Genomic DNA, 22,178 nt, shown 5'->3' with positions numbered 1-22,178 from the left:
ATCTCGCGTCGCTTGAAGGAAAACGATGACCCTATATGGAGAAAAACTCCTTTACCATATTGAACATCATCCACCGGTTATTTTTAGAAAGGCATAATCAAAAGCCCATCGGACTCATCCGATGGGCTTCCTCATTTCCTACAGTTCAACCTTGTAGAGCGTTTGCTGCGGTCGGCCGCCCGGGCCACCCCTTGTACCCTGCTGTGCGGAGCTGTCTGTACTGTTCGTGGTACTGCTGTATTCGTCAGACGAAATTTCGGTTCCGTTTTCTTTGATCCAGGAGACAAGCTCACTGTTGCCTGAGTTGTTGTCGTCGATTAAGAAGTATTTTACTTTTCCTTCTTTGACGAGGTTTTTCAGCTCACTGACCGACAGGATCGGGTCAGTGCCGTTGAATCCTCCGAGCGCCATGACATTTTCGTCGGCATTGATGATATACGGGGCTGCGGTTACTGTTGTCAATGTCGCGAACAGGTATTCTTCACCCGTATGATGTTCCCGGAGGTATGTGAGCAGTTCTTTGTCCACGTCCGAGCTGAACATTCCGCCTCCGTTGGAGCTTTGCAGCTGAGGACCTGATTCAGGAAGAACGCTGTTCCCTCCGTAAAGGATCGGTGTTGCCGACCAATAGAGCGGTGTCAGCAGAAGCACGCACAAGCTGATGATCGTGAGCTGCTTTCCGAATGGATGGCTTCGCTTCAGCATCAGTAAGGCAATGATGACACCCAGCCCCAAGATTCCCATGATATACATCCAGGCGCTGCCGATTTGGTTTGTATAAGCGCTTAAAATATACACTTGGAATGCTGCTGTCGTCAGAACGGCTGCCGGCAGCAGATAACTTGCCCAGTCTTTGTGATTTTTGTAAAGGTCGTACATCGCGTACCAACCGACGCCTGACAACGCGGCGATCGGCGGCGCCAGCATAATCAAGTAATAGTGGTGGAAGAAACCGGCGATGCTGAAGAAACCGGCAACAGGAACGAGCCATGCAGCCCAAAAGATTGTTTCTTTCATTTCGCTTGTTTTTTCGCGGCGGTTGCGGAACCAGCTGATGATCATGCCGAGCAGTCCGAATAATGCGAATGGAAGCATCCAGCTGATTTGGCCTGATAAAGCCGATTGGAAGAGGCGCAGTGGTCCTGCGTCACCGGTGCCGAACATGTTCATGCTTTGTCCGCCGCCTTGACCTCCGCCTGGTCCGCCATTGCCTCCGCCCGGTCCGCCTCCGGTTGGCGGCTGATGGCCGCCGTTTGCCCCTTGAGAACTGCCGTCAGCCGAACCGCCCGCACCCGGCGGCTGCATTGCGCCATTTTGTCCATTGGAGCCGTCGGACGAACGGTTTCCGTCTTGAGCTTGCGCATTGCCGTCGGTCGCGCTGCTCGCACCCGGCGGCTGCATCGCGCCATTTTGTCCATTGGACCCGCCGGATGAACTGTTTCCGTTCTGAGCTTGCGCATTGCCGTTCGGCTGCTGCATGTCTCCTCCAAAACCGTTCATATCGCCGCGGGCGTTGCCCGTCGTCTGGCCGAGCAGCCGCTCAGTGCCGTTGTAGCCGAAAGCCAGTTCAAGCACGGAGTTGGTTTGGCTGCTTCCGACATACGGGCGGCTGTCGGCCGATGTATAGTCGACAGCAAGCGCCCAAGAAAGCGAAATGCCGGTGAGGACAATAAGCGATAAAACCGCTGAAACGATTTTTTTCTTCCAATTCGCATGGGCCGCAATGAGATAAAACAGCAAGAACGCCGGAAGCACCATGAATGCTTGAAGCATCTTCATATTGAACCCGAGGCCGATGAGGCCAAACGCAGCGAGCAGCCAGATCAGCCTGCCTTGTTTGACCGCCTTCATCAGGCACCATGTACCAAGAAGGAGCGTGAAGACGAGCATGCTATCAATATTATTCGTCCGGCTTACGGCTACCGCGATCGGCGTCAGCGCCATCACCAGCGCCGAAATGCGGGCGGCGCCTTTTCCGAATTTCGGCTTAATCAGTGCGTAAAGCAGATAGACGGAGCCCGCTCCTGCAAGCGCCTGCGGCAAAATCACACTCCACGTATGCACGCCGAAGATTTTCGCAAATATGGTCTGAATCCATAAAACGAGGGGCGGCTTATCTACTGATACGAACCCGGAAGAGTCGAATGACGCAAAGAAGAAATTGTGGAAGCTTTGCGTCATGCTTTTGACTGCCGCCAAGTAATACTGGTTGGCGGTATCGTCCTGCCAAATGTTATATGTATTCAGAATAAGAGCTGCCAACAAAATGAGAATCAGAATGACATCAAGTTGTTTGTTTTTTATTTTCATCATCACTTTCACCTCTTTATGTTCCCTATTCTAGAAGAAAAATATGAACAAGTTATGAATAAAAAGAGAACAATCTTTATTATTTGAATGGAAAAAAATAAATATTTTTTGGAAAAAGGTGTGTACTTTTTCATTTTTGCGCTGTATACTGTACTACAACAGAAATATAAAACATAAAACTGTTCTATAAAAAGGAGGATGACACAAATGAGCTTGAAAAGTCCGATGGAATTTTTCAGAACGCTTCCGAAAAAAACGTGTCCTGAATGCGGCGAAAAGATGGAGGAGCAGGCTGAATCTTACTTCATGGAATGCGAGCGCTGTCTTGCCAAAAAAGGCGAGTAAGAAAACTGTATTATAACAAAGCATGTAAAGGGGTAGGGAGACATGAAAACAGAGGAGAAGAGAATTCACATAACCGGATCGATGAATCCGCAGTATGAAGAGATTTTGACAAAAGAAGCGCTTCAGTTTATCGGACGTCTTGAGCGTCATTTCGGGGGAAGAAGGCGGGAATTGCTGCATTTGCGGACGATCAGGCAAGCTGAAATCGATCAAGGGAAGAATCCCGGTTTTTTGGCGGAAACGAAGCATATTCGCGAGTCGGACTGGACAGTCGCGCCGCTTCCTCCGGATTTGGAGGACCGCAGGGTTGAAATCACCGGCCCGGTCGACAGAAAAATGGTCATCAATGCTTTAAATTCAGGAGCCAAAGTCTTTATGGCCGACTTTGAAGATGCGAACTCGCCAACTTGGAAAAACTGCATTGAAGGCCAGGTTAATTTGCGGGACGCGGTTCGCGGGACGATTTCTTTTACGAATGAACAGGGCAAACGCTATGAGCTGAAAGAAAACCCCGCCGTCATCATTGTAAGACCGAGGGGATGGCACTTGGAAGAGAAGCATGTGCTGATCGGCGGCAAGCCCGTGTCAGCAAGCCTGTTCGATTTTGGCCTTTATTTTTTCCATAACGCAAAAGAGCTGATCAAAAAAGGAAGCGGCCCTTATTTCTACCTTCCAAAAATCGAAAACCATCTGGAAGCAAGGCTGTGGAACGACGTATTTGTTTATGCGCAAAACGACTTGCGCATTCCGCAGGGCACGATTAAAGCGACGGTTCTCATTGAAACGATTCTGGCGGCTTTTGAAATGGATGAAATCCTCTATGAATTGAAGGAGCATTCAGCCGGACTTAACTGTGGCAGGTGGGATTATATTTTCAGCTTTATTAAGAAATTCAGGAACAGGGATGAAGTCATTCTTCCAGACCGCTCAGCCGTGACGATGACGGTTCCCAACATGAGAGCCTACTCCCTCTTGGCGATTCAAACATGTCATAAACGAAACGTCCATGCGATCGGGGGAATGGCGGCACAAATTCCCGCTAAAGACAAACCTGAGATCAATGAAGCCGCATTTGCCAAAATTCGCGAAGATAAGGAACGTGAAGTAAAAGACGGTCATGACGGAACATGGATCGCGCATCCCGGCATGATTCAAACGGCGCTTGATGTATTCAATCAGCATATGCCGTCGGCGAACCAGATTCATAGAAAACGGGAAGACGTAAAGGTCGAGGAAAAAGACTTGCTGGAAGTACCGAAAGGCCGGATTACAGAAGCAGGCGTCCGTACCAATATCAGCGCCGGCATCCGCTATGTAGCTTCATGGCTGTCGGGCAGAGGCGCCGCTCCGATCGACCACTTAATGGAGGACGCTGCAACGGCGGAGATATCCAGAGCCCAGCTTTGGCAGTGGATTCGCCATCCGAAAGGGGTTCTTGACGATGGTCGGAAAGTGACCGCCGGAATGGTCAAGATGATGAAGGAGGAAGAAATGCAGAAAATCTTCGAGGAAGCCGGCATGGAACGTTTTCGGAGCGGCCGGTTCGAAGAGGCCGGACAGTTATTTGAGCAGCTGATTTTGGATGATGAATTCGCGGAGTTTCTAACGATACCCGCTTATAAAAACATATAATGGGGGAATGTGCGATGCTGAAAGAAAAACAACTCGCAGAAAGCTGGGAGCATGAAGAACGCTGGAAAGGAATCACAAGGCCGTATCAGGCGGCTGATGTCATTCGGCTGAGAGGTACGCTCGAGATTGAATACACGATTGCAAGGCGCGGCGCCGAAAAGCTGTGGAAGCTTCTCCACACAGAGGATTTCGTCCCGGCGCTGGGTGCTTTGACCGGAAACCAAGCCATGCAGCAAGTAAAAGCCGGATTGAAAGCGATTTATTTAAGCGGCTGGCAGGTGGCTGCTGATGCCAATTTGTCAGGGAGCATGTATCCTGACCAAAGCCTTTATCCGGCAAACAGCGTGCCGGAAGTCGTCAAAAAAATTAACCGCACGCTGCAGCGCGCCGATCAAATCCATCATATGGAAGGGAAAGAAGACATCGATTGGTTTGCCCCGATTGTGGCCGACGCTGAAGCAGGCTTCGGCGGACAGCTGAATGTGTTCGAGCTGATGAAAAGCATGATTGAAGCCGGCGCCGCAGGGGTTCACTTTGAAGATCAGCTGTCGTCTGAAAAAAAGTGCGGGCATTTGGGCGGAAAAGTGCTGCTTCCGACGCAAACGGCAGTGCGCAATTTGATTGCGGCGCGCCTCGCCGCAGATGTTATGGGAGTCCCGACCATTCTTATTGCCCGCACGGACGCGAATGCGGCTGACCTGATCACAAGCGACGTCGATTCATATGATGCGCCGTTTTTGACGGGAGAACGAACAGCGGAAGGGTTCTTTAAAACAAAGTCGGGCCTTGATCAGGCGATTGCGAGAGGCTTGGCGTATGCACCGTATGCCGATTTGATCTGGTGTGAAACGTCTGAGCCGAATATTGAAGAAGCCCGCCGATTTGCACAGGCGATCCATGAGAAATTCCCGGGTAAACTGCTCGCCTATAATTGCTCCCCTTCGTTCAACTGGAAGGCCAAACTGGATGACAACACCATCTTGAACTTCCAGAAACAGCTCAGTGAAATGGGCTATAAATTTCAATTTGTCACACTGGCGGGCTTCCACGCTTTAAATCACGGCATGTTTGAATTGGCCCGCCAATATAAGCACCGCGGAATGGCGGCGTACTCTGATCTACAGCAGGCCGAGTTTGCCAGCGAAGGCCACGGCTATACGGCGACAAGGCATCAGCGCGAAGTCGGAACGAGCTACTTTGATGAAGTCGCCCAGGTCGTGACAGGCGGGACTTCATCAACCACTGCACTGAAGGGATCGACTGAAGCGGAACAGTTTCAATCATAAAAACGTGAAAAAGCCGCCCGTCATTGGGCGGCTTGCTTGTTGTCTATCAAGTTAGCAATTGACATCATTGGAAGGGGCGGTAAAAGGGTTTTCCCTAATAACAGTCAGTGTCTGATGATTCTTGTTGTTTCTTTTGGCCGGCCGGTTGTCTTTGCTGAAAGAATAGAACAAATACACAGCCATTGTCAAAATCAAGATAAACATCATCATAAATATCCCCTCCAAATTTTTTTGTCTTCGTTATATATGACGAATGAGCCCAGGGAAAGGTTTCAGAAAATTTATATTTTTCTATAAATATTTTTGGTCACTGCACTAACTGTATGAAACCGGCGGTTCTATACAAGAATAAAACTGAAAAACTCAGGTTGACATCATAATCATTGATGTGTAGAGTAAAAGTTAATGTAATAGGAAGTCCACTAGGGGAGCCGTAAGCCGGCTGAGACAAGAAGCGATCTTGGACCCTTTGAACCTGATCTAGTTCATACTAGCGTAGGGAAGTGGAGCCGGTGTCTTTATGATTTCATCATACCAAGGCCGCTCCATTTTGGGGCGGCTTTTTTGCATATAAAGCCGCTTGCCCCCCTGTGCCTTCCTTATAAAACCGATTGCTGAGGAGGCTATCTACATGAGTTTTTCTGCAGAACTTCGCCGCAAGGCAGACCCTATTTTTGAAGCCATTTTTGAGCATCCGTTTGTACTGGGGCTGGCGTCCGGCAGGCTGAAAAAGGAGCAGCTTATGCATTATGTGAAGCAAGATTACGAGTATTTGAACGCCTTTATTCAAATCTACGGAATTGCGATTTCTAAGTGTCAAAACCGAGAAGACATGGAGATGTTCCATGAGCAGATTTCGTTTGTATTAAACAGCGAAGTGCACCCGCACAACAACCTGTGCCGGGCCGCGGGGGTGGAGTATGAATCTCTGCAGGGCTATCCGCTTGCGCCTTCTGCCCATCATTATATCCGCCATATGCTGACGGCGGCGCACGAAGGTACGCTGGGAGAGATATTAGCCGTCTTGCTGCCTTGTCCGTGGACATATTGGGAGATCGGAAAAAAACTGATGATGGACGTTCAGCCTGATCCATCGCATCCATTTTATGACTGGATCTGTTTTTACGGAGACAGAACCGATTCAATCACGACAAAGTTTTGCGCCCGCCTGGATGAATGGGCCGAAACAGCGGGCAAGGCTGAAAAAGAAAAGATGAAGGAGCTCTTTTTGCAAAGCTGTCAGCTTGAATACGGCTTTTGGGAGATGGCTTATACGGTTGAAGATTGGCCTGTGGAAGTGGAGGCGGTGAGACGATGAATTGGAACATGAAAGAAGTCGTGATGGCAGTGATCTTGTCCGTGGCATGCGGCGTCATTTACTTAGGATGGTCCACCTTATGGATCCCTGTTTCAGCTATTGTCGGGCCCGTCGGAGCGAACTTTATGTTCGGCATTTGGGTGATCGCAAGCCCGATTGTCGCTTATATCATCCGTAAACCGGGTGCGGCGCTGATTGCCGAGACGGCAGCTGCGGCGGTCGAACTGCTGACCGGAAGCCACTTTGGACTGTCAGCATTATTAATCGGAGTGTTCCAGGGAGCCGGTGCGGAAATTGCGTTTGCGATCTTTCGCTATAAGCGTTATAACCTATTTACTCTTATGCTTTCCGGTGCGCTTGCCGCGGTCGGGAGCATGACATACAGCCTGATGGCAAACGGTTTTGCCTACTATACAACGCAAACGCTGATCTTGACGCTTATCATCCAAATCATCAGCGGCATTGTACTCGGCGGCTGGCTGGCAAAAGCCGTTGTCGAAGCACTTGCGAAAACGGGAGTCCTGAACCAGTATGAGATCATGAAGGAACAGCGGAAGAAGGATGATGCCGATGCGTTCATTTCTCGGATGCAGTAACCTTTCCGTCCGTTTTTATCATCGTCCTGAAACAGTCTTGGACCGGGTCTCGCTGTCGATCGGGCAGGGAGAAAAAGTGCTGATACTCGGTCCGAGCGGAAGCGGCAAATCGACGTTGTTGTCCGTGCTTTCCGGCATCATTCCTGAACATGTCGAAGCTGAAGTCAGCGGAGAGGTTAATCGCAGAAAGAGCGCCGGCGTGATGTTTCAGGATCCGGATTCGCAGTTCTGTATGCTTCATGCCGACGAGGAAATCGCTTTTAGTCTTGAAAATCGATCCGTTCCCCCAAAAGATATGAACGGCATCATCTCGGAGCTGATGGAGCTGGTCGGATTAAAGATAGATCAGAAAACGCCGATCGAAACTTTGTCAGGCGGGATGAAGCAGAGGCTGGCATTAGCGTGCCTGCTCGCTCTGGAACCTGAAGTGCTGTTTTTTGACGAGCCGACGGCGCAGCTGGACCCGGCCAGCCGGAAAGACATCTTTGCCTTGCTCCGTGACGTTTCCCGAAAAAACGGACAGACGATGGTGTTCGTCGAACACGTGCTGGACGGCTGTATCGAGTGGATGGACCGCGTCATTCTTTTCAATGGAAAGGGACAGATCATCGCTGACGGAAAGCCGGAAGAAATCGTGAAACATTTTCAGCCGGAGATGAAAGCGGCAGGTATCTGGCAGCCGAAACTGTATCCTGCGGTATGGGAAGATGTCATCACACAAGATGATCATCCGCTCGCCGTCAAGCTCTCTTCTACATTGAAAATGAAAGAAGAGGTGGCGAAAAACAGGTCTGCAGACAGGGACATATTGATCCGCACAGAGGACGCAGCGATCGGCTATCGGAAAAAGATCGTGGCCGACGGCATCACCCTTGAGATTCCAAGGGGGGAATGGATTTCGGTCATCGGCGAGAATGGCAGCGGAAAGAGTACGTTTTTAAAAAGTCTGATCAGGCTTGAAGCGGTCAAGAAAGGGCGCCTTTATCTGGAGGACCGGGAGCTGAAGAAATGGTCCGACCGGACGCTCTATGAGAAGGCCGGCTTTGTCTTTCAAAATCCCGAGCTTCAATTTATTCGGGACACGGTGTTTGATGAGATCGCGTTCGGGGCGAGACAGCGGGGCTGGCCGGAGGATCAGGTCGAAAGGAAAACGGCTGAATTGCTGCAGGAATTCGGGCTTGATGCACATCAAAAAGCGCATCCCTTTACATTAAGCCTCGGGCAGAAACGACGTTTAAGCGTTGCGACGATGCTTTTGTTTGACCAGGATTTGCTGCTGCTTGACGAGCCGACATTCGGTCAGGACGAAAAGACGGCGAAAGAATTGATCAAGCGATTAAAGGAGCGGCAGGAACGGGGGACGACGATTGTGATGGTGACGCATGACATGGACATCGTCGACGAGCATTCCGGCCGGGTCATCGTATTTCATCAAGGGAAAGCGGCATATCAAGGAACGCCGTATCAATTGTTCTCTGATCAAGACCTGGTCCGCCGCTTTTCATTGATACCGCCGCTTCACTACCGGCTCATGCACGAAAGAAAGGAGAGGGTTCCCGTATGAAAAGCAATGGTTCATTTCTTTCGGCATTGAACCCGAGCGCCAAGCTCTTTTCTCACCTCCTGGTCATGTGCATTCTCATGTTTGTTTCAAATCCGAAACCGACTTTTTTCATTTGGCTGTTTGCGGTCGCCATCGGAATTTTTTTCGGGGGATGGACGTTGTCTTATTTGAGTAAACGGCTATTGCCTTATCTCGTCTTTTTTATTCTCGTCTTTTGGATGATGGCCGCTTTCGGAAAAGGCGAGGAAACGATTTGGGAATGGGCCTGGTTCCGCGTCACCGAGGAAAGCGTCGGTAATGGGCTGACAATCGCGCTGCGGATGCTCGGCTTTGTCACATACGGTCTCTTGTTTACGTCAACAACTGATTTGACGCAGTTTATTATGAGCCTGATTCATCAATGCAGACTGTCGCCTAAGTGGGCCTATGGCTTGTTGGCCGGTTTTCGTTTTGTCCCGCTTTTTCAGTCGGAGCTTTCGCAAATGAAAGCAGCGCATAAAATCAGGGGCTATAAGCAAAAAAACAGCTGGAAGGCGTTTATTCGCTATGCACTGCCGTTGTTTTCGCAAGGCATCCGCAAATCGGAAAGAATCGCTGTTGCCATGGAAGCGAGAGGGTTTACCGGTACAAAAGACCGCACCTACTATCAAACAGCGCGGCTTTCCGGAAAAGACTTCGTTTATTTTGCGGGTCTGGCGTCAGTCGCAGCTGGAATATTGCTCATTTTTTAAGGGGATTTTTACTGGGCCGCATTGCGGCTCTTTTTTATAAATCGGGCACTGACGGGCATTCTGTAAAATGTAAACATTTCGGACGTTGACTGAAACATATTGACCTAGGCCAAAAAGGTTGTACAATCAATGTGTACCATATGAAAAAAGAAGTATAAAAAATCCCCTTAAAAGATGGGAGTGGCGCGATGTGAAAATTGCCAAAGTGATCAACAACAATGTGATCAGTGTTTTAAATGAACAGGGTCAGGAATTAGTGGTCATGGGCAGGGGAATCGCTTTTCAAAAAAAGCCTGGTGAAGCGGTGGATGAATCGAGAATCGAGAAGATTTTCAGGCTTGATAATAAAGATGTATCAGAACGGTTTAAGACGCTGTTGGACGAAATTCCGATCGAATTTATGGAAATGTCTGAAGAAATTATCTCCTATGCGAAATTAAAGCTCGGCAAGAAGCTGAATGACAGCATTTATGTCTCGCTGACCGACCATATTCATTTCGCCGTCGAACGGCATAAAAAGGGCCTGGATATTAAAAACGCTCTGCTTTGGGAGACGAAACGGCTGTATAAAGATGAGTTCGCCATCGGCAAAGAGGCGCTGGCCATCATTGAAAAGAAAACGGGGACAGCTCTTCCGGAGGATGAAGCCGCCTTTATCGCGCTCCATATCGTAAACGCCGAGCTGAATGAAGAAATGCCGAACATCGTCAATATTACGAAAGTCATGCAGGAGATTTTAAGCATCGTCAAATATCACTTTCATATCGATTTTGACGAAGAATCGCTTCACTATTACCGTTTCATTACCCATTTGAAATTTTTCGCGCAGCGGCTGTTCAGCGGAGCCTATATGGAAAGCCGGGACGACTTTTTATTTGAAACCGTCAAAAATAAGTACCGCGACGCTTATGTGTGTACAAATAAAATCAGGCAGTACATCGAAAAAGAATACGGTCATCAGCTGACAAACGAAGAGCTACTGTATTTGACGATTCATATCGAGCGGGTCGTTCATCAAAAATAGAGGATGATGCCAAATGAAAGCGTTGACAATTGGATAAATGTATGCTACTTTTTACTTACATCAACTTATACAGGTTGTTAGGATTGTTACTGATCATGCAGGCAAAACCTAAATGACTGTGAGCGGGATTCTTATGCCCTTGTTTTTCACAGTGATTTAGGTTTTTTTATTTTCATCATGTCTTAAAACGGGATTGTTACTGTTCGGCAGGCAAAACCTAAACTAAGCCTTCTTTGTACTGGCTTTAGTTTAGGTTTTTTATTTTTTAACAGCTTGATAGGGCTTTAGGAGAGACAGGAGATGATCAACGATGAATGTTCAATCAATGGCAAAAAATATTTTGGCGTGCGTCGGCGGGGAGAAGAACGTTGTATCACTTGTCCATTGCGCGACACGGCTTCGCTTCAAATTGAAGGATCGTTCCAAAGCAGACAGGGAAGCGCTTGAAAATACGGATGGCGTGGTAACCGTGGTGGAGAGCGGCGGACAATTTCAAGTCGTTATCGGCAATAACGTTCCTGAGGTCTATAAAGAAATCGGCCGGATCTCTCAGCTGTTGGAAGGTTCTGCGGCCGATCACAGCCAAAAAGAGAAAGGAAGCCTCGCCGGTAGATTGGTAGATGTCGTATCAAGCATTTTCACTCCGCTGCTCGGCGTCATGGCGGGAGCGGGGATTTTAAAAGGCCTGCTTTTGATTTGTACAAATGCCGGCTGGCTCTCGCCGGAAGAGACGACATATACGATTCTTTACGCGGCAGCCGACAGCCTGTTTTATTTCCTGCCTTTGCTGCTCGCTGTTACGGCAGCCAAAAAATTCGGAGCGAACCCGTTCATAGCGCTGACGATTGCCGGGGCGCTGATCTATCCAACGATACTCGAACTGAAAAACAGCGGCGCCCAGACGGAGTTTTTCGGCATTCCGGTCGTCTTGATGAATTATACATCGACCGTCATCCCGATTATCCTTGCAGTGTTTGTGATGAGCTATCTTGAAAGATTATGTATGCGCTTTATTCATGAAAGCGTGAAAAACTTTATTACCCCTTTAATCTGCCTGACGGTGATGGTGCCGTTAACCTTGATCGTATTCGGACCGCTCGGCGTTTACACAGGAAACGGGATCGCGGCTGCGATTCTGTCCGTTTTTGATCTCAGCCCGATTCTGGCAGGAGCGATTATCGCGGCCTTATGGCAAATCCTTGTCATCTTCGGGATTCACTGGGGGATCGTCCCTGTCATCTTGAACAACATTGCCGTCCACGGCAAGGACTACATCAAACCGGCGACGGCAGCCGCCGTGTTTGCCCAAACAGGAGCCGCATTTGGCGTCATGCTGAAGACGAAAAACAAGAAGTTGAAAGCATTGGCAGGATCAGCTGCCGTTACCGGGATATTCGGGATTACAGAGCCGGCCGTTTACGGGGTGACGCTCAGGCTGAAAAAGCCGTTTGTATGCGGTGTCATCAGTGCGGCGGCAGGCGGAGCCATTATCGGATACTCCGGCAGCGTCGCCCTCGCTTCGGGTGCTCCGGGCTTGTTGACGATTCCGATTTTTTACGGGCCAGGCTTTCTCGGCTTCATCATCGGAATCTCAGTTTCGTTTGTTTTATCGATTTTGCTCACTTACATTGTCGGCTTTGACGACCCTGTGGAGGAGACAAAGGAGCAGCCCGTTGAAAACAGCGGCGGTGAACCAATTTACAGCCCTTTGCAAGGAGAAGTTCTGCCGTTAACAGAAGTATCAGATAAAGTGTTTGCATCGGGGGCGCTTGGAGAAGGAATCGCGGTGCTTCCGTCAAAAGGCGTTGTCACCGCTCCTGCGGACGGCATCGTGACAACGGCATTTCCGACGGGTCACGCATACGGCATAACGTCGGAAAGCGGAGCCGAGATTTTGATTCATATCGGAATGGACACGGTCAGACTCGACGGAAAGCACTTCAATTCTAAAGTCGTGCAGGGGCAAAAAGTGAAACGGGGTGATATACTCGCAGAATTCGATCTGGACGCTTTGAAAGAAGAAGGATTTGACGTGAAAACGCCGATCATCGTTACAAATTCCGGTCAATACACGGATATCATTCCAACGGATCAAAAAAAGGTGAAAACTGAAGAGCAGATCATCACTTTAATTTCATCACCATGGGAGGAAAATAATCATGAAATATAAAACATTAGCTCAATTTCCGGAAGATTTTTTGTGGGGCGCGTCTACTTCCGCTTATCAAGTGGAGGGCGCTTGGGATGAAGATGGAAAAGGGTCTTCTGTCATCGATGCGCGCGAAAGCTACCCGGAAGGGACAACCGATTTTAAAGTCGCAAGCGACCATTACCACCGCTATAAAGAAGATATCGCTTTGTTTGCAGAAATGGGCTTCAAAGCATACCGTTTTTCGATTGCCTGGACGCGCATCATACCGGATGGGGACGGCGATATTAATCCAAAGGGCATCGAATTTTACAGCCGTTTGATCGATGAACTCCTGAAATATGGAATCGAACCGATTGTTACGATGTACCACTTCGATCTGCCGAATGCTTTGCAGAAAAAAGGCGGCTGGTCGGACAGGGCCACGATTGATGCCTTTGAAAAGTATGCGAAGATCCTTTTTGAAAGCTACGGAGACCGCGTCAAATACTGGCTGACCATCAATGAGCAAAATATGATGATTCTCCACGGGTCTGCACTCGGTACACTCGATCCGAACTTGGAAAATCCGAAAAAAGAGCTTTATCAGCAAAACCATCACATGCTCGTCGCACAGGCGAAAGCGATCAAGCTTTGCCATGAGATGCTGCCGGAAGCAAAAATCGGTCCTGCGCCGAATATCGCGCTCATCTATCCCGCTTCTTCGAAACCGGAGGACGTGCTGGCGGCTTTTAACTATAATGCGATCCGCAACTGGCTTTACTTGGATATGGCCGTATTCGGACGGTACAATACAACGGCATGGGCATATATGAAAGAAAAAGGCTGCACACCGGTCATCGCCGAAGGGGATATGGATATTCTGCGGTCAGCCAAGCCGGACTTTATCGCATTTAACTACTATACATCGCAAACGGCTGAAGCGAGCAGGGGTGACGGCAGCGACACGGCTGCGCGAGGCGGCGACCAGCATTTGCAGACAGGAGAAGAAGGCGTATACAGGGGAAGCAGCAATCCGCACCTAAAGAAAAACGCATTTGGCTGGGAGATTGACCCTGTTGGTTTCCGTTCGACGCTGCGCGAAATTTACGACCGCTATCAGCTGCCGCTGATCGTCACTGAGAACGGCCTCGGCGCGTTTGATCAGCTTGAAGACGGAGATGTCGTAAATGACGACTACCGCATCGATTATTTAAAGGAGCATATTAAGCAAATTCAGCTGGCCATCACGGATGGAGTCGATGTTTTCGGCTACTCCCCATGGTCTGCCATCGACTTGATTTCAACCCATCAAGGCTGTTCAAAACGCTACGGATTTATTTATGTGAATCGCGATGAATTTGACTTGAAAGACTTGCGCCGCATTCGCAAAAAAAGCTTTTACTGGTATAAAGACCTGATTGCTTCAAACGGCGAAACACTCGATTAAACAAAGAAAGAGGATGTTCAGATAATCTCTGAATATCCTCTTTTTAGTTTGAAAATAATCATTTTAAAATTTACAGAAGATTTTTAAAAATATGAATGTATATCTTTTTAAAGCGTGTTACATTCGAAACGGAACGAACAACAATGAGGAAAGGAAGAAAGAACCTATGACATTCAAAATCGAAACACTTCCAAACTATCGCATTGCTTATATGCGAAGAGTTGGTCCCTACGGTCCTGCCAATATTGAGGTAATGGAGAAGTTGAAAAAATGGGCTAAGAAAAAAGATCTTCTTGAGTCTGCCATTCTGTTTGCGATTCCACAAGATAACCCGGAAACAACACTGCCTGATCATTGTCGATTTGATGCTTGTATTGTGATACCGCATGATTATCAAGTCGATGATTCAGTTTTTGAAGGCGAAATTTCCGGCGGACAATACCTGATTTACGATGTTAAACATACAGCGGAAGATATTCAAAAAGCATATTCTGATATTTTTTCATCCCTGCAAAACAATGAATATCAATTGGACAATAGACCAATGATGGAAAAATACATGGGGGATATGGTGAACAATCCGTATTGTGAAATATGTGTACCCTTAAAATCGGTTTAATTCGTTTTTTCTTGTGTAGTTGTCACAAGGAGGAGAGGGCAAGAAGTTATCAGTCGATCGCTTCTTGTCCAAAACTTTAAATCTATTAAAAGAGTTTAACTCGCTGACAGACAGGGTAAATCATAAAATAGCATTCCAGATCAACTACATAGGGAATAAAAATGAGGAGGGATGACAAGTGAATAACAATGATGGCCGCCGCAAAGTCAATGAGCACAGCAAGGATCAACAACTCGAACAGTACCGGTCCGACAACCGGGGCAAAAAAATGACGACGAACCAAGGTTTGCGCGTATCTGAAGATGAGCACTCCTTAAAAGCAGGCGTGCGCGGTCCGACGTTGATGGAGGACTTTCATTTCCGTGAAAAAATGACCCATTTTGACCATGAACGGATTCCGGAGCGCGTCGTCCATGCGAGGGGTTTTGGCGCGCATGGCTATTTCCAGGTTTACGAGCCGATGACGGAATATACGAAAGCAAAGTTTCTTCAAGATCCGTCAGTGAAAACACCGGTGTTTGTCAGGTTCTCAACTGTAGCGGGTTCCAGGGGCTCGGGTGACACTGTCCGCGATGTCAGAGGATTCGCGACAAAGTTTTATACAGAAGAAGGGAACTACGACCTTGTCGGCAACAACATCCCCGTTTTCTTCATTCAGGATGCCATCAAGTTCCCTGACCTGGTGCACGCCTTTAAACCGGAACCGAATAACGAAATGCCGCAGGCTTCTACGGCGCACGATACGTTTTGGGACTTTGTCGCCAACAATGAAGAAACGGCTCACATGATCATGTGGGCGATGTCTGACAGGGCGATTCCGCGAAGCTACAGGATGATGGAAGGCTTTGGCGTTCATACGTTCAGGTTTGTAAATGAAGAAGGCAAGGCGCGCTTTGTTAAATTTCACTGGAAGCCCGTCCTCGGCGTCCATTCACTCGTCTGGGACGAAGCGCAGACAATCGCCGGAAAAGATCCCGACTATCACCGCCGCGATCTGTGGGAAGCGATCGAAAGAGGCGATGAAGTGGAGTATGAGCTCGGCGTGCAAATGATTGACGAAGAAGACGAGTTCAAGTTTGACTTCGATATCCTTGACCCGACAAAGCTTTGGCCGGAAGAAATGGTCCCTGTCAAAATCATCGGCAAAATGACGCTGAATCGAAACCAGGACAACGTTTTTGCCGAAACCGAACAGGTCGCTTTCCATCCGGGCCATGTTGTTCCGGGGATCGATTTCACAAACGATCCGCTTTTGCAAGGCAGGCTCTTTTCTTATACGGACACACAGCTGATCCGATTGGGAGGGCCAAACTTTCACGAAATTCCGATCAACAGGCCGGTTTGTCCGTTCCATAACAACCAGTATGACGGCTATCACAGGATGACGATTAACAAAGGGCCTGTCGCTTATCATAAAAATTCGCTGCAAAACAACGATCCGGCGCCTGCTTCAGAAGAAGAAGGCGGATATGTGCACTACGAGGAAAAAGTCGAGGGCAAAAAAATCCGCCAGCGCAGCGAAAGCTTTAACGATCACTATTCGCAAGCGAAGCTGTTTTGGAACAGCATGTCTCCCGTTGAAAAAGAACATATCATTTCAGCGTTCCGCTTTGAAGTCGGAAAGGTCAAAAGCAAGGATGTCCGCCGCCAAGTCGTTCATATGTTTAACCGGGTTGACAGGGAGCTTGCCAAGCAAATCGCTGCGGGTGTAGGCGTAGAGCCCCCTGAAAAAGACGAAGGCTCCAATGTGACGCTCAAATCCCCTGCGCTCAGCCAGGAAAACACGGTGAAACTGCCGCAGACAAGGACCGTCGCCATATTAGCAGAACAAGGTTTTGATGATGAGGACCTCAGCCGGGTGTTGAAAGAGTTCAAAAAAGCCGGCATCATGCCGGACATTGTCAGCTCGGCACTCGGTGTGATCAAAGGGGCTGGCGGCACAGAAATAGAAGTCGGAAACACTTTGCAGACGGTCGATTCCGTGCTGTATGATGCTGTTTACATTCCGGGCGGCCAAGAAAGCATAGAACGCCTGCAAATGCATAAAGCCGCATCGGATTTTGTCAATGAAGCATTCGGACATTATAAAGCGATCGGAGCCTCAGGCAAAGGGATCGATCTCCTGCTGTCTGCCGCCGGTTCCCACGCGGCTGCACAGCCGGGCATTATCACCTCTCGTAATGAAAAGAGCAAAGACGACTTCGGCAAAAAGCTGGTCGAAGCGATCGGCGGGCACCGCCATTGGGATAGGCAAGTTTCATAGTGAAGAGATTTCTAAGCACCCTGTTTCAAGGGTGCTTTTTCAAATAATGAATAAAAACAGTTTAAAACTTCCTGGATAAAATAATCCATGATGAAAATACCGTGATAATCTGTAATGAAACCAATATCCGAATCACATCAATTCCCGCTAATGTGATAAAGCCCATTTGCATTCCGATGATGAGCACCAAAAGGTACACAGATAAAGCGATCATGGAAAACTGCATTCCTTTTTGTCTGATGTGTTGAGATCTTTCATCCTTTTGTTTGAATTGCGGGTAGAGGTATCCTCCGGCAAAACTTAAAAAAGCTAATGTGCCAAACATTAAAAGTTCGATTAAAGATATTGAACCAGCAGCTATACCGAAGGCCAGTTTTGCAAGAAATATAAAGACAAACAATCCTCCAATGATGTAATAGATTTTTCGCAAAGCCATGACATCTCCTCCTTATTAGAGTTTTGTATTTTTACCCAATTATATAGTAAAGTTAACTTTACGTAAAATGAACTTTACAAAAAGGACAAAAAAACTTGCCACGTGAATGGCAAGTTAAGAAATGATTGATTAAAAATCCGATTACCACACAAACAGCCCGACAATCCCCGCGCTCAACAGCGACACCGCTATTCCGCTGACAAGGAGCTTCCGCACGTTTCTCCCGATAATCGCCGATTTTTCTCCGTTAAATAAGGAATTGTACGTTCCATAGATCATCCCGATTGTGCTGAAGTTGGCAAACGACGTCAAAAATGTTGTGGCCACGGCGGCTGTATGGGGTGAAATCGCGTCTAGCTGCGTTTTTAAATCCATCATCGCGACGAATTCGTTCGTGGCGAGTTTCATCCCCATCAGCTGTGCAACATACATCGCGTCGCCCGGCGCCAGTCCAAGCAGGAATGCGAACGGACTGAAGATGTAGGAAAAGATTTTTTGAATCGTCAAGCCGTCTACGATCAAGCCCAAAATACCGTTCAAACATGAGGTTAAAGCGACATATCCAATGACCATGGCGAGAATGACGATGACCATATTCATTCCGACCATCATGCTGTTTGAAATCGTTGAGAAAAAATCCTTCTTCTCTTCTTTTGGCGGTACGTAAATGATGTCTTCATCCTTAGTGACTTCCACCGGGTTTAAAATGCTGGCCAAGATCAACGCATTTAAGCAGTTCAGCGGAATGGCGGTAAATACGTATGTCGCAGGAACCATCGTTAAATAAGACCCGAGAATCGATCCGCTGATGCTGCTCATGCTCATGATGCCGAACGTCAGCAGGCGGTTGTCCTTCAATACGGCCAATTGCCCGCGAATGACGGCGAGCGCTTCAGTATTGCCCAGAAACATCATTTGAATCGAAAAGAAACTTTCTAATTTAGGAAGGCGTGAAACTTTCGAAATCACCCAGCCGATCTTATCTATCATCCAAGTTAAAATTCCGAAATAAGCCAGTATATCAAAAAATGTCACAACAAAAATAATCGGCAGCAAGGCGCTGAAGAAAAAGTCAACGGTTTCATTGCCCATCACGGACGGAAAGGCAAACGCGATACCGTCGCTTGCACAAGCGATCAGCCACGAAAAGAAAGAGGCGATCAGGTTGATGGCCCATCCGCCGATTTTTGTCCCAAGCATAAACCATGTCACAAAAAGCTCAACGATGAAAAGGGAGAGAATCGGCCTCCATTTCACACTTTTCTTTCGCGGAGAACAAAAATAAATCACAGACATGACAATGAAAATGCCTAAAATATTAATGAGAAAATACATGATGCCAACTCCCGAATGTTTTTTGAAAATAAAAAAGCTCTTACTTTTCATGGGTTCCGATAAAGAAAGCATGAAAAATAAGAGCAAATGAAAAATAGATATATTGTTTGCGCAATACACTTTTTACATGATCAAATCTATTCAAACTTCCTTGTAGTCTGGCGATTTACGGTTGCCAGGTAGAAACAATCAGACCCTATTACTGATTATATACAAGAAGTGAGCTTCTATTATTTTGTCTGTATTTTATCTCGAGATGGTGTAAAATTCAAGCTAAAAATATATTTTCACAATAATTTTTCAAATGAAGTCATGTCTAGGAGAGGGTGCAGGGCGCTTGTTGCTTAGTCTTTGAAAGCCGGCTTTTCAAGCGGGAAAAATGATTGAAGTGACGATGTACAGAACAACAGACGAAAAATGGAAGTTGATAAGATTCTTTTTATTAGAGGAAAATCGTAAGCGATTGCGCTTTATATCTTCATGATGCCGCCTATTATGGCGGTTTTTTTGTGAAACTTTATCTGGAAGTTCCCGTAAGTATAATGAATCGTTTCAGTGCTAAGGCCTCACTGTAACATACTAATGACACCGACAAATCTTACGTAAAGAGCGAACGTTAAATCAAAAGTCTCTAATTTAAATAGGTATAATTTCACGGTACTTTAGTTCGTTGAATGGAATGAAACTTTTTTGCTATGATTTTCCTATGTTTTTACAACTTGTATATATGTCCAATTTCAGAGAAAAAGAGGGATAATCAATTATGCTGTTAAAAAAGAACTATCTTCCTGTCGGCAGTGTTGTCGGCTTACATAATGATTCAAGACGTCTGCTTATCATCGGGAGGCAAATGTTTTCTGAGACAAACCATGTCATCAGAGATTATGCAGCTGTCGACTATCCAAACGGATTTACCGATCCAAAAGAGCAGCTAGTTTTATTTAATAAACAAGATATAGAAGTTGTGTACCATTACGGATATGTCGACCAAAAAGAATTGCAGCTTGATGAGTTGCTAACAGAAGCTGAAGCAGGAAAAAACGAAAATAAGGAGCAATGACGATGGGACATTTTCGCTTCAATAAAGAACTTTCACACAAGGCAGCGGGGACCATTAGTCAGCTGGAAAACGCCTTTAGCCATGTATTTGAGAACATGGTGTTTTTTCGTGAAGAATTAGACCGGCACAGCGGAAAAGCCGCCGCAGCGCTTCAGAAAAAAATGAGCGACAACATCAACTTTTTCAGTAAAGCGAGCAGCTGTTTATTATATTTTGCCGACAGTGTGCGCTGTTTTGCAAAAGCGGTCGAACTGACGGACGAATCCGACAAACCGGCCAATGTTCAGCCGCAGTCACGCTCAGAAAGAAACCATACGTTTTCGGCTGAAAGAGTTCAAAGTGAAATTAAAGTAAACGGTGAATCGTTACACCAGGCAACCGGAAAATTTGAAACAAATCTATCCACACTTGATGAAGTTTTGCACCATTTTGACACAATGCTCAGAGAAATGATGTATGAAACAGAATTTCCGTGGGAAAAATTTGATGACGTCTGGTCTGACGCAAAGTCGCACATCAAATCGATCATGACGGAGCTTAAAAAAAGAGTCAAAGAACTTTCGGCAAACGCTAAAAACATCGTTAAGGAATTAAAGCGTGTCGATAACGTAATTTCACAACAACTGCAAAGAGTGAAATGATGGAAGGGAACTAGAGTTATGGCATATTATAATAGAGAGCCAGAAATCACAAATATTATCAAAAGCCATGAAAGAAGAGCAAATCGAATGCTGCAGCATGCTCAATCCAGCCGTTTGCTTGAAGCTTTTAATAAAATATGGGTTTCGATAGAAAATAAAGAACTTCCGAACTTTGTATCAAAAAACGTAATGGATTTTAATGTGGCTGATATCAAATCGGAAATCAACGATTGGATAAAGGATTTAAAAGATTGTCAGGAGAATGCCAGACGCAAGTTTGAGTCTATGGAAGACCCCTCACCGGAAGACATACAGAAACGCAACAATATTACGAGTGACGTCGTTCTTTTAATTAGCCAATACGAGAATCTAAAAAATGGCCTTGATCAGGTGGAACAAGATTTCAGCAATGTCGCCCGCACCCACCGCGCCCCAATGCGCGAAGCCTTGACAGACATCTCAATCTTGTATAATTCGGTTAATCACGTGAAAGGTGACTTTTCGGATTATAAGAATGTTTCGGTTTATGTGCATGGGATTGAGGATAGTGGGAATGGTTTCTATGAAAGTGTAAAAGAGGCTGCACAGAAGGGTGATCTTATTATCTATGTCCCGAATGACGGAGGTAAAAGGGTATATAGGTTTATTGATAAAGATGGGATAATATATGAGGAAGATTCATATGAAAAGATAAAAAAAGTGGACACCTTTAACACAAACGGACGCCTCCATATTGTTTATGATACAGAATATATGAATGAACATCGCCAAGCGACAAGCGACGATTTAGCTGAAAAGCTGAATGAAATGGGGCTAATGAATGATACGACAAAGATCGATATGTTCGGCCACAGTTATGGCGGGAGAAGATCACTGCAATTTGCGATGGATTACCCTGATCATGTGCGAAGCATCACAACAATTGGAACCCCGTATGATAAAAATCTCTTAGCTATTGGGGCTAACAGAGCACGCTGGATCGCAGACAATGCTGCAGGAAGGAATACTACTGACACGAGTGATTATTTAGATTTTAATGAAGAGAACAAAAACAATGATAATGGCAAAGACTACAGTAATGCCTACACTGATATGGACAGTGAGGCGATGACTGAGGACATTAATCATTTGAAATCTGCCAACCCTGAGGTGTATCAAAAGCTTCAGAAAATGGACATTACCGCTGCGGCGGGATACAGAACAGAGGATACTGTGAGTTTTTCCCCTTACTATACCGCAAGCGGGAAGCATAAAATAAACAGTGATGATATTGTTTCAGTCGAAAGTCAACATGGGGAAATTTTAGGCGATCTTATTGATGAAAAACCAGAAATTGAAGTAAAAGGTTCCGGTGTCACCAAACCTGGACATATTTATGAAGTTGAAGACTCTGAATTTATAGACTTAATTCGAGAGGTTAATAAAAAAGAAGCAGAATAG

General features: G+C 46.7%; 19 protein-coding genes and 2 riboswitches. Of the genes, 15 read left to right on the top strand and 4 right to left on the bottom strand.

Features of this window, described 5'->3' with window-relative positions:
• Positions 1-138: 138 nt before the first annotated feature.
• A complete protein-coding gene (locus BTA31_RS01510; RefSeq protein ID WP_076788520.1) occupies positions 139-2,313 on the bottom strand; it encodes an ArnT family glycosyltransferase in 2,175 nt (724 codons plus the stop codon).
• Positions 2,314-2,517: 204 nt separating this feature from the next.
• On the opposite strand from BTA31_RS01510, the gene yhfH reads away from it, so the two are divergent.
• Genes yhfH through aceA form a run of 3 tightly spaced genes read left to right on the top strand, consistent with a single transcriptional unit; the run spans position 2,518 to position 5,573 of the window.
• A complete protein-coding gene (yhfH, locus tag BTA31_RS01505) occupies positions 2,518-2,655 on the top strand; it encodes a protein YhfH (RefSeq protein ID WP_003186519.1) in 138 nt (45 codons plus the stop codon).
• Between the two features lie 42 nt (positions 2,656-2,697).
• Positions 2,698-4,287 carry a malate synthase A gene (gene aceB, locus BTA31_RS01500; RefSeq protein ID WP_076788515.1) on the top strand — a complete coding sequence of 530 codons (1,590 nt, stop codon included), beginning with the start codon at positions 2,698-2,700 and terminating at the stop codon, positions 4,285-4,287.
• Positions 4,288-4,301: 14 nt separating this feature from the next.
• The gene (gene aceA, locus BTA31_RS01495; RefSeq protein WP_076788512.1) at positions 4,302-5,573 is read left to right on the top strand and encodes an isocitrate lyase; all 1,272 of its coding nucleotides are present in this window, start codon (positions 4,302-4,304) and stop codon (positions 5,571-5,573) included.
• Between the two features lie 51 nt (positions 5,574-5,624).
• Here the strand turns inward: aceA and BTA31_RS22925 are convergent, their stop codons facing one another.
• The gene (locus BTA31_RS22925) at positions 5,625-5,783 is read right to left on the bottom strand and encodes a hypothetical protein (protein WP_020453503.1); all 159 of its coding nucleotides are present in this window, start codon (positions 5,781-5,783) and stop codon (positions 5,625-5,627) included.
• A 204-nt stretch (positions 5,784-5,987) separates the two neighbouring features.
• A riboswitch (TPP riboswitch) is annotated at positions 5,988-6,092 on the top strand.
• A gap of 112 nt (positions 6,093-6,204) precedes the next feature.
• Here BTA31_RS22925 and tenA point away from each other — a divergent pair.
• The 9 genes from tenA (at position 6,205) to BTA31_RS01450 (ending at position 17,266) form a co-directional block, all read left to right on the top strand.
• Positions 6,205-6,891 carry a thiaminase II gene (gene tenA, locus BTA31_RS01490; RefSeq protein ID WP_076788510.1) on the top strand — a complete coding sequence of 229 codons (687 nt, stop codon included), beginning with the start codon at positions 6,205-6,207 and terminating at the stop codon, positions 6,889-6,891.
• Positions 6,888-7,487, top strand: a complete 600-nt coding sequence (locus BTA31_RS01485) for an ECF transporter S component (protein ID WP_043925260.1) — start codon at positions 6,888-6,890, stop codon at positions 7,485-7,487. Before tenA ends, BTA31_RS01485 begins: the two co-directional genes overlap by 4 nt.
• Positions 7,462-9,051, top strand: a complete 1,590-nt coding sequence (locus BTA31_RS01480) for an ABC transporter ATP-binding protein (protein ID WP_076788508.1) — start codon at positions 7,462-7,464, stop codon at positions 9,049-9,051. The genes BTA31_RS01485 and BTA31_RS01480 overlap by 26 nt, the downstream gene beginning before the upstream one ends.
• A complete protein-coding gene (locus tag BTA31_RS01475; RefSeq protein ID WP_076788505.1) occupies positions 9,048-9,782 on the top strand; it encodes an energy-coupling factor transporter transmembrane component T family protein in 735 nt (244 codons plus the stop codon). Before BTA31_RS01480 ends, BTA31_RS01475 begins: the two co-directional genes overlap by 4 nt.
• Before the next feature lie 190 nt (positions 9,783-9,972).
• Positions 9,973-10,806, top strand: coding sequence for a BglG family transcription antiterminator LicT (licT, locus tag BTA31_RS01470; RefSeq protein ID WP_020453498.1), 834 nt, complete (start codon positions 9,973-9,975; stop codon positions 10,804-10,806).
• A gap of 310 nt (positions 10,807-11,116) precedes the next feature.
• Positions 11,117-12,976, top strand: coding sequence for a PTS beta-glucoside transporter subunit IIBCA (locus BTA31_RS01465; RefSeq protein WP_076788503.1), 1,860 nt, complete (start codon positions 11,117-11,119; stop codon positions 12,974-12,976).
• Positions 12,966-14,384: a glycoside hydrolase family 1 protein gene (locus BTA31_RS01460; protein WP_076788500.1), complete on the top strand. Its 1,419-nt coding sequence runs from the start codon at positions 12,966-12,968 to the stop codon at positions 14,382-14,384. The genes BTA31_RS01465 and BTA31_RS01460 overlap by 11 nt, the downstream gene beginning before the upstream one ends.
• Before the next feature lie 166 nt (positions 14,385-14,550).
• A complete protein-coding gene (locus BTA31_RS01455) occupies positions 14,551-15,003 on the top strand; it encodes an AraC family transcriptional regulator (protein WP_076788572.1) in 453 nt (150 codons plus the stop codon).
• A gap of 178 nt (positions 15,004-15,181) precedes the next feature.
• Positions 15,182-17,266 (top strand): catalase, encoded by a 2,085-nt coding sequence (locus BTA31_RS01450; protein ID WP_076788498.1) that lies wholly within the window; start codon positions 15,182-15,184, stop codon positions 17,264-17,266.
• 61 nt (positions 17,267-17,327) lie between these two features.
• Here the strand turns inward: BTA31_RS01450 and BTA31_RS01445 are convergent, their stop codons facing one another.
• Together BTA31_RS01445 and BTA31_RS01440 are read right to left on the bottom strand one after the other, a co-directional pair.
• The gene (locus BTA31_RS01445) at positions 17,328-17,702 is read right to left on the bottom strand and encodes a hypothetical protein (RefSeq protein ID WP_043928280.1); all 375 of its coding nucleotides are present in this window, start codon (positions 17,700-17,702) and stop codon (positions 17,328-17,330) included.
• Positions 17,703-17,843: 141 nt separating this feature from the next.
• On the bottom strand, positions 17,844-19,037 hold the full coding sequence (locus BTA31_RS01440) for a nucleoside transporter C-terminal domain-containing protein (RefSeq protein ID WP_076788496.1): 1,194 nt from the start codon (positions 19,035-19,037) through the stop codon (positions 17,844-17,846).
• Between the two features lie 134 nt (positions 19,038-19,171).
• Positions 19,172-19,273: riboswitch (purine riboswitch) on the bottom strand.
• A 527-nt stretch (positions 19,274-19,800) separates the two neighbouring features.
• Here BTA31_RS01440 and BTA31_RS01435 point away from each other — a divergent pair.
• Genes BTA31_RS01435 through BTA31_RS01425 form a run of 3 tightly spaced genes read left to right on the top strand, consistent with a single transcriptional unit; the run spans position 19,801 to position 22,178 of the window.
• Positions 19,801-20,097: a DUF4176 domain-containing protein gene (locus BTA31_RS01435; protein ID WP_020453491.1), complete on the top strand. Its 297-nt coding sequence runs from the start codon at positions 19,801-19,803 to the stop codon at positions 20,095-20,097.
• Between the two features lie 2 nt (positions 20,098-20,099).
• Positions 20,100-20,738 (top strand): hypothetical protein, encoded by a 639-nt coding sequence (locus tag BTA31_RS01430; RefSeq protein WP_076788494.1) that lies wholly within the window; start codon positions 20,100-20,102, stop codon positions 20,736-20,738.
• Between the two features lie 18 nt (positions 20,739-20,756).
• Entirely contained in the window at positions 20,757-22,178 is a 1,422-nt protein-coding gene (locus BTA31_RS01425; RefSeq protein WP_076788491.1) for an alpha/beta fold hydrolase, read from the top strand.

Origin of the sequence: Bacillus haynesii, from assembly GCF_001969855.1 — a bacterium.
Classification (GTDB): domain Bacteria; phylum Bacillota; class Bacilli; order Bacillales; family Bacillaceae; genus Bacillus; species Bacillus haynesii.
Note: the sequence above shows the minus strand (reverse complement) of the source record. Positions and strands in the feature narration are given on the sequence as shown.

Excerpts from the sequence above, each read along its gene's own strand:
- BTA31_RS01510 (WP_076788520.1), bottom strand. The coding sequence starts at position 2,313 with ATGATGAAAATAAAAAACAAACAACTTGATGTCATTCTGATTCTCATT.
- yhfH (WP_003186519.1), top strand. The coding sequence starts at position 2,518 with ATGAGCTTGAAAAGTCCGATGGAATTTTTCAGAACGCTTCCGAAAAAA.
- aceB (WP_076788515.1), top strand. The coding sequence starts at position 2,698 with ATGAAAACAGAGGAGAAGAGAATTCACATAACCGGATCGATGAATCCG.
- aceA (WP_076788512.1), top strand. The coding sequence starts at position 4,302 with ATGCTGAAAGAAAAACAACTCGCAGAAAGCTGGGAGCATGAAGAACGC.
- BTA31_RS22925 (WP_020453503.1), bottom strand. The coding sequence starts at position 5,783 with ATGATGATGTTTATCTTGATTTTGACAATGGCTGTGTATTTGTTCTAT.
- tenA (WP_076788510.1), top strand. The coding sequence starts at position 6,205 with ATGAGTTTTTCTGCAGAACTTCGCCGCAAGGCAGACCCTATTTTTGAA.
- BTA31_RS01485 (WP_043925260.1), top strand. The coding sequence starts at position 6,888 with ATGAATTGGAACATGAAAGAAGTCGTGATGGCAGTGATCTTGTCCGTG.
- BTA31_RS01480 (WP_076788508.1), top strand. The coding sequence starts at position 7,462 with ATGCGTTCATTTCTCGGATGCAGTAACCTTTCCGTCCGTTTTTATCAT.
- BTA31_RS01475 (WP_076788505.1), top strand. The coding sequence starts at position 9,048 with ATGAAAAGCAATGGTTCATTTCTTTCGGCATTGAACCCGAGCGCCAAG.
- BTA31_RS01465 (WP_076788503.1), top strand. The coding sequence starts at position 11,117 with ATGAATGTTCAATCAATGGCAAAAAATATTTTGGCGTGCGTCGGCGGG.
- BTA31_RS01460 (WP_076788500.1), top strand. The coding sequence starts at position 12,966 with ATGAAATATAAAACATTAGCTCAATTTCCGGAAGATTTTTTGTGGGGC.
- BTA31_RS01455 (WP_076788572.1), top strand. The coding sequence starts at position 14,551 with ATGACATTCAAAATCGAAACACTTCCAAACTATCGCATTGCTTATATG.
- BTA31_RS01445 (WP_043928280.1), bottom strand. The coding sequence starts at position 17,702 with ATGGCTTTGCGAAAAATCTATTACATCATTGGAGGATTGTTTGTCTTT.
- BTA31_RS01440 (WP_076788496.1), bottom strand. The coding sequence starts at position 19,037 with ATGTATTTTCTCATTAATATTTTAGGCATTTTCATTGTCATGTCTGTG.
- BTA31_RS01435 (WP_020453491.1), top strand. The coding sequence starts at position 19,801 with ATGCTGTTAAAAAAGAACTATCTTCCTGTCGGCAGTGTTGTCGGCTTA.
- BTA31_RS01430 (WP_076788494.1), top strand. The coding sequence starts at position 20,100 with ATGGGACATTTTCGCTTCAATAAAGAACTTTCACACAAGGCAGCGGGG.
- BTA31_RS01425 (WP_076788491.1), top strand. The coding sequence starts at position 20,757 with ATGGCATATTATAATAGAGAGCCAGAAATCACAAATATTATCAAAAGC.